Here is a 6,419-nt window from a genome sequence, read left to right on the forward strand (position 1 = left end):
ATTATAACAAATCATTAAGAATTTCCTGTAGCTCCGAATCTGTTTTCACCAACACATCGCGGGCTTTGGAACCCATATTGGGGCCAACGATACCGGCAGATTCCAGCTGGTCCATCAGGCGGCCTGCGCGGTTATAGCCCAGTTTCATCCGTCGTTGCAACAAAGAAGTAGATCCCTGCTGGGTTTGAACGATCACCTGGGCCGCCTCTTCAAACAGCGGGTCTCTGTCTGCCAGGCTCAGCTCTTTCCCATCGGTATCTTTGTCGTCCACATATTCGGGCAGCAGGAAGGCATCCGGGTATCCCTTCTGATTACCAATGAATTCCGCAACGCTTTCCACTTCCGGCGTATCCACAAAGGCGCATTGCAAACGCACCAGTTCCCCGTTGAAAGACACCAGCATGTCCCCTTGTCCGATCAGCTGTTCCGCACCGCCGATATCGAGGATGGTACGGGAGTCTATCTTGGAAGACACCTTAAAGGCCACACGGGCCGGGAAGTTGGCCTTGATAGTACCGGTGATAATGTTTACTGACGGGCGTTGGGTGGCAATGATCAGGTGAATGCCCACCGCACGGGCCAGCTGTGCCAGACGGGCGATCGGCATTTCCACTTCCTTGCCTGCCGTCATGATCAGATCGGCAAACTCATCCACTACCAGCACGATAAACGGCAGGTAGCGGTGCCCTTTCTGCGGATTGAGGCGCCGTTGGGTGAATTTGGCGTTGTATTCCCGGATATTGCGGGTACCGGCTTCTTTCAGCAGATCGTACCGCAGGTCCATCTCTATGCAGAGCGCGTTGAGCGTATGGATCACCTTTTTGGTATCGGTGATGATCGCATCCTCTTCACCCGGTAGTTTGGCCAGGAAGTGTTTCTCTATCAGCTTATACAACGACAGCTCCACTTTCTTCGGGTCTACCAGTACAAACTTCAGCTGGGAAGGATGTTTTTTATACAGCAGCGACACCAGCAGGGTGTTGATGCCCACGGATTTACCCTGACCGGTGGCACCCGCCATCAGGAGGTGCGGCATTTTAGCCAGGTCGGCGATGAAGTTTTCGTTGTCGATCTTCTTACCAATGGCGATGGGCAGGTCCATGGTGCTGTTCTGGAATTTCTCCGATGCCAGCAATGCTTTGAGTGATACGATACTCTTCTTGACGTTGGGCACCTCGATACCGATGGTGCCTTTGCCCGGGATAGGCGCGATGATACGGATACCCAGGGCCGACAGGCTCAGCGCGATATCATCTTCCAGGTTTTTGATACGGGAGATACGAACGCCGGCGGCGGGTACGATCTCGTAGAGCGTTACTGTAGGTCCTACCGTAGCACTGATTTTCTGGATGGAGATATCGTAGTTTTTGAGGGTATCGATGATCTGGTTTTTGTTTTTCTCCAGTTCACCGGTATCCTGTACCACTACTTTATCAGCGTTGTGGTTTTCCAGCAGGTCGAGGCCCGGGTAACGGTAATCGCGCAGGTCCAGCGACGGATCATACGGATCTACGGGCACCACCGGGCGAACAGTCGCCAGTTCTTCCACCTCGTCTTCCTCATCTTTAAAAGTCTCTTTGATTTCAAAGGCCACTTCTTCCGGCTGGTTTCTCTTCTTAGGAGCCGGCGGCGGCGCTGGCAGCTCTTCTTCCACATCTTCCACGTACAGGAGCGGGCCCGGATCTTCTTCCTCCTCTTCCAGCTCTTCTTCTTCCTCTTCCGGCGCTGGTGCAGCCGCAACAGGCGGTACCGGTGGCACTACCGGCGGCACGTATGCGGCATGGGCAGCAGGAATAACCGTTACTTCATCGTCCTTTTCGATCAGAGTCATAGGAATTTCTTCTTCCGGCTCTTCCTCATGTGGCGGGATCACGACCACGCCGCCATCCCCTTTGAGGGCGTTACCTTTGGCCGGTTCAGGCGCAGGTGTGGCCTCTACCGGCGTAGGAACGGCTGTAGAGGCCACTGCGGGAGCAGCTGGCGCTACCGGGGCTACCGGTACGGGTTTGGGCGGCTTTACTTTTTTCTCCGGCCATTTGAAATCGAAATTGAATTTCCAGATCAGCCAGGAGAAACCCGCCACGAGCAGCAGCAGCGCGGTGCCCGTTTTACCGATGAACCCGGAAGTCCATTTGTCGAGGGCATTACCCAGCGCGCCACCCCAGGGGAAATCGGCCCCGTTGGTGACAAAAGCCATGGCCATACTGATAAACAGCAGGCCGAAGATCATATACTTCACATTGCGCCAAACGCGGAATACACGCCGGCCTACAATGAAATTGACGCCAATGATAAAAAAGAAGTAGCAAAACAGGTAAGCGGCGATGCCCACTCCGTTATAAAAGAAGTTATGTGACACGTAGGCGCCGAGGCGGCCGAGCAGGTTGTCCACTTTCACATCGCCGATCAGCAGCTCACGGGTAGTGTAGCGGAATACTTTGTCCTGGTCGTCTTCCCAGGTAAACAGGTAGGAGGTGAAAGCAATAAAGCAGTAGACAGACAGCAGCAGGAAGAACACACCCATTACTTTGTGGGTACGTTCATCCTTTACGAGTTCTTTTACTTTTACCTCAGCCTCCTTGTCTTTCTTCAGCACTTCAGGGTTGGGTGTGGGGGCTTTCGGTTTTTTGCTCTCCGGTTTTTCGTTTTTCAGTTTATTCTTGGACATAATTTAACTTCAAGTTGGGATTACCTGGGCCTGGGCGGCAACTGGAGTATCCAGTGTGCAATAAATTCCGGCACCAGTGGATCAATGGTCTGTTCCAGGTCGCCATATTCCGCTACAGTGCAGGTTTTACAACGTTGGAACAGGTGGTTTAATCCGTCGAACTTCCGTATGGTGACAAGCATATTCCCATTCTCGCGCAGGGCGCGTTCAATGGCGTTCAGGTTTGTAGTGGCATCTACCTGCAGGTCACGGGTGCCGTTGACAGCCATGAACGGGCACTTGATCTGCTTCAGGTAGTCGAGCGGTTTATATAACAAAATTGATGACAGTTCCCGATCGAAATGCATATCACTGGTGAACTCTTCCTCAGACAATTGTTTTTTGATTTCGTCCGGCGAGTTACGGTAGATATCGCGTAGCACTGTTTTAGCCCTGGTGGCCGCCAGTGTATAGTTGGTATCGCTGGCCAGCGCGTCCCAGTATGGTTTGAGCCGTTGCAGGCGGTCTTTTATTTCCTCGTCAGAAGCGCCGGACATCCGTCCGTCGAGGACCACTTTCTGGTCCACCATTTCGCGGCCGGTGACGCCCAGTCCTGCCAAAGAAACTACAAAAGCCACTGACTTATTGTTTGCCGCGGCAATTTGTGCCACGATGGCTCCTTCGCTGTGGCCCAGCAGGCCTATCGTATATGGATCTACGTCCTTTCGTGTTTTCAGGTATTCGAGTGCAGCTTTGGCATCTCTGGCGAAGTCGTATATGTTGGAATTGGCATATACGCCACCGGAGCCGCCTACTCCGCGATCATCGAAGCGAAGACTGGCGATACCGTTGCGGGCGAGGAAATCGGCCAGCACCAGGAAGGTTTTATGGCCGGCATTTTCATCGTCGCGGTCCTGCGGGCCAGAGCCGCTCAGCATGATCACCACCGGATAACGGCCCCAGTCAAACGGGCGGGTGAAAGTTCCGGCCAGCGACACATGATCGTGCTCATTGTTGAACTGCACGTTTTCAGTATGATAAGGGTACTTCGGTTTCGGTTCCTGCGGGCGGTTGTAGACGTCGCTTGCTTTGATCTCTTTCCTGGAGAGATTAAACGTGCCTTTCAGCCCACCCCAGGAGAAGATACCTTCAAACTGTTTTTCCGATGCATTCCAAACACCCGTGTAGGCGAACTGGATAGTGTCTATCCGGAGCAACAGCGTATCTCCGCGGTAGATAATATGATCGAGGGAGATAGCTTCCTCTTCGTGATCGGGGTTTTGCAGTTCCCCTTTGTAGCCTTCTCCTTCTTTTTCGAGTACGACGGTGAGGCGTTGTTTATCGCCGTAGTAGGATTTGGTTATACCGTACCATTTACCACTGACATCTTTTGTTTGTTGGGCCATGGCAACAGAGCACCAGGCGATACACATCCACAGCAACCAGTATCCTTTATGCATATACGATCTGCTTTTTACGCTTTAATTTTCAGGAGCCCCAACAGCAGTGAAATCCACCCGGCGATGAACACCAGGCCACCGATGGGGGTGATGATACCGATTCCTCTCAATCCTACATTGCCCGTAGCTTTCAGCATGGTCAGCGCATAGAGGGAACCGGAGAACAGGAAGATGCCGATGATAAAACATCTGCCGGCCCATTCCAGCTGACTGCCCGGAGCATTAGCAAAGAGGATGCCGGTTGCCAGCAGCGCAAACACATGATAGAACTGGTAAGTAACGCCTGTCTGAAAAGTAGATACTGTTTCCGGGGGCACCAGTTCTTTCAGTTTATGTGCGCCGAAAGCGCCTAAAATCACTGCGAGCGCGCCCAGAGCAGCTGCCCAAACTAAAAAGCCTTTATGCATGTTCGATATTTTTCGTAAAGGTATCCAATGTAATGTTATCGGATGAAATGATATGCCTGGATTGTTCGTAGAAGGGCCTGCGTTCGGCCAGTTTTTTCTCCACGAAGTCTGCCAGGTCCTGGTCATCGAGGTCCTGTATCAGGGGACGTTTATGTTTTTTGCGTGTGAGTCTTTCCACCATTGTTTCCAGCGGCGGGTTGATCCAGACGGTGGTGCCTTTATCATTCATGAAGTCCATATTATCCTGGAAGCAGGGCGTGCCGCCGCCGCAGGAGATCAGGAAATTCTCCTGGCGGGAGAGTTCACGGAGCAGCATACTTTCCTTTTCCCGGAAATAATCTTCCCCTTTGGTCGCAAAAATGTCGCTGATGGCCATTTCTTCCGCTTCCACAATCACCTCGTCCAGGTCGTAGTAAGGCACATTCCAGTGATCTGCCAGTTGCTTTCCCCAATAGGATTTTCCGGCTCCCATGAAGCCGAGCAAGAATATTTTCATAAGTCAAAATAACGCAACAGTTAGTAAAATGCCGTTCCTCACACCGGATGGGTCCATGCCAGGCACAAACCATTTTCCATTATATATTGCAAATATAACCGGGTATTTGAATCCGGCTTCACAAAATTAGCGGTGATAAAACCCGTTGTCTGATATACAAAGGGTTGTAACACGAGATTTTCCTTAAAATCAACGCTGCCCAGTCCATACCATTTAAACATGGCCTCTTTGGCGCTCCAGCAGATAGTTTTATGCGGCAGGGAGTGCCGGGGATCGATAAAGTCCCGTTCATCGGGCGACAGGAATTTATGGGATACCCTTTCTATTTTGTCTTTTACCTCTTCGATATCTATTCCCACCGCCGCTTTGGTGCTCACAATGGCGGCCACATGATCACCGCAGTGGGAAATGGAAAAATGAAAGCTATCGCACAGCAACAGGGGTTTACGGGATTCGCTGACTTTTATCTTCTCCAGCGGAAATTCCGGAAAAAGGGTCACCAGCAGGTACCTTCCGGCTAAATGCTGTAACCGCTTGTGTGGATGATGAATATCGGGACTGATATTTACCCGTTCCCGGAAGAAACTTTCCGGTTCTTCTATGCTCCACACGCCCAACCTGGTTTCCGGATCAATTTGTATGGTACGTATTAATGGCATATCTTGCCAAATTAAAGCAAAAAAGCAGAAATAACAGCAAAGGTTAAAGCTTTTTAACGCTTCCCTTAAAATGCCGGAACCTTTCTTGCTACTACTAAAACACCTAACATGATCCTGTCAGACAAACGGATATTGGAAGAAATTGAAAAAGGCACTATCATCATATCGCCTTATGACCGGAAATATCTGGGTACCAATTCCTATGATGTGCATTTGGGCAAATACCTGGCTACGTATAAAGACCGTATCCTCGATGCCCGCAAACACAATGAAATAGAACATTTCGAAATTCCGGAGGAAGGCTACGTGCTGCAACCCGGAACACTCTACCTCGGTGTTACGCTCGAATACACCGAAACACACGCCCACGTGCCTTTCCTGGAAGGTAAGTCCAGCACCGGCCGCCTGGGTATCGATATCCACGCTACCGCAGGTAAAGGCGATGTTGGCTTCTGCAATACCTGGACGCTGGAAATATCCTGCGCACAGCCGGTAAGGGTTTATGCCGGCATGCCGATCGGCCAGCTGATCTATTTTGTGGTAGAAGGCGAAGTAGAAACCATGTACAACAAAAAGGGCAATGCCAAATACAACGGCCGTACGATCAGGCCGGTGGAAAGCATGATGTGGCGGAATGATTTCTAGTCACGTCCAAGACGTCACGCAAAGGCGCAAAGCAGCAAAGACGCAAAGGATTGATAAGAATAATAAGAAAGCAAAGGATTGATAAGAATAATAAGAAAGCAAAGG

General features: G+C 51.0%; 6 protein-coding genes. 1 reads left to right on the forward strand and 5 read right to left on the reverse strand.

The genetic code is table 11. The features are described from left to right. Window position 1: 1 nt before the first annotated feature. Genes ICL55_RS32890 through ICL55_RS32910 form a run of 5 tightly spaced genes read right to left on the reverse strand, consistent with a single transcriptional unit; the run spans window position 2 to window position 5,669 of the window. On the reverse strand, window positions 2-2,668 hold the full coding sequence (locus ICL55_RS32890) for an FtsK/SpoIIIE family DNA translocase (protein ID WP_188105859.1): 2,667 nt from the start codon (window positions 2,666-2,668) through the stop codon (window positions 2-4). 20 nt (window positions 2,669-2,688) lie between these two features. Then, window positions 2,689-4,107: an alpha/beta hydrolase family protein gene (locus ICL55_RS32895; RefSeq protein WP_188105862.1), complete on the reverse strand. Its 1,419-nt coding sequence runs from the start codon at window positions 4,105-4,107 to the stop codon at window positions 2,689-2,691. A 14-nt stretch (window positions 4,108-4,121) separates the two neighbouring features. Beyond that, entirely contained in the window at window positions 4,122-4,514 is a 393-nt protein-coding gene (locus ICL55_RS32900; protein ID WP_188105864.1) for a DUF423 domain-containing protein, read from the reverse strand. Then, window positions 4,507-5,010: a shikimate kinase gene (locus ICL55_RS32905; protein WP_188105866.1), complete on the reverse strand. Its 504-nt coding sequence runs from the start codon at window positions 5,008-5,010 to the stop codon at window positions 4,507-4,509. The genes ICL55_RS32900 and ICL55_RS32905 overlap by 8 nt, the downstream gene beginning before the upstream one ends. A gap of 38 nt (window positions 5,011-5,048) precedes the next feature. Continuing rightward, the gene (locus tag ICL55_RS32910) at window positions 5,049-5,669 is read right to left on the reverse strand and encodes a 4'-phosphopantetheinyl transferase family protein (protein ID WP_188105868.1); all 621 of its coding nucleotides are present in this window, start codon (window positions 5,667-5,669) and stop codon (window positions 5,049-5,051) included. 108 nt (window positions 5,670-5,777) lie between these two features. Here ICL55_RS32910 and dcd point away from each other — a divergent pair, with 108 nt between their 5' ends. Then, entirely contained in the window at window positions 5,778-6,314 is a 537-nt protein-coding gene (dcd, locus tag ICL55_RS32915; RefSeq protein ID WP_188105871.1) for a dCTP deaminase, read from the forward strand. Window positions 6,315-6,419: the final 105 nt, after the last annotated feature.

This window comes from Chitinophaga varians, from assembly GCF_014529945.1.
GTDB classification, from domain to species: domain Bacteria; phylum Bacteroidota; class Bacteroidia; order Chitinophagales; family Chitinophagaceae; genus Chitinophaga; species Chitinophaga varians.

Excerpts from the sequence above, each read along its gene's own strand:
- ICL55_RS32890 (WP_188105859.1), bottom strand. The coding sequence starts at position 2,668 with ATGTCCAAGAATAAACTGAAAAACGAAAAACCGGAGAGCAAAAAACCG.
- ICL55_RS32895 (WP_188105862.1), bottom strand. The coding sequence starts at position 4,107 with ATGCATAAAGGATACTGGTTGCTGTGGATGTGTATCGCCTGGTGCTCT.
- ICL55_RS32900 (WP_188105864.1), bottom strand. The coding sequence starts at position 4,514 with ATGCATAAAGGCTTTTTAGTTTGGGCAGCTGCTCTGGGCGCGCTCGCA.
- ICL55_RS32905 (WP_188105866.1), bottom strand. The coding sequence starts at position 5,010 with ATGAAAATATTCTTGCTCGGCTTCATGGGAGCCGGAAAATCCTATTGG.
- ICL55_RS32910 (WP_188105868.1), bottom strand. The coding sequence starts at position 5,669 with ATGCCATTAATACGTACCATACAAATTGATCCGGAAACCAGGTTGGGC.
- dcd (WP_188105871.1), top strand. The coding sequence starts at position 5,778 with ATGATCCTGTCAGACAAACGGATATTGGAAGAAATTGAAAAAGGCACT.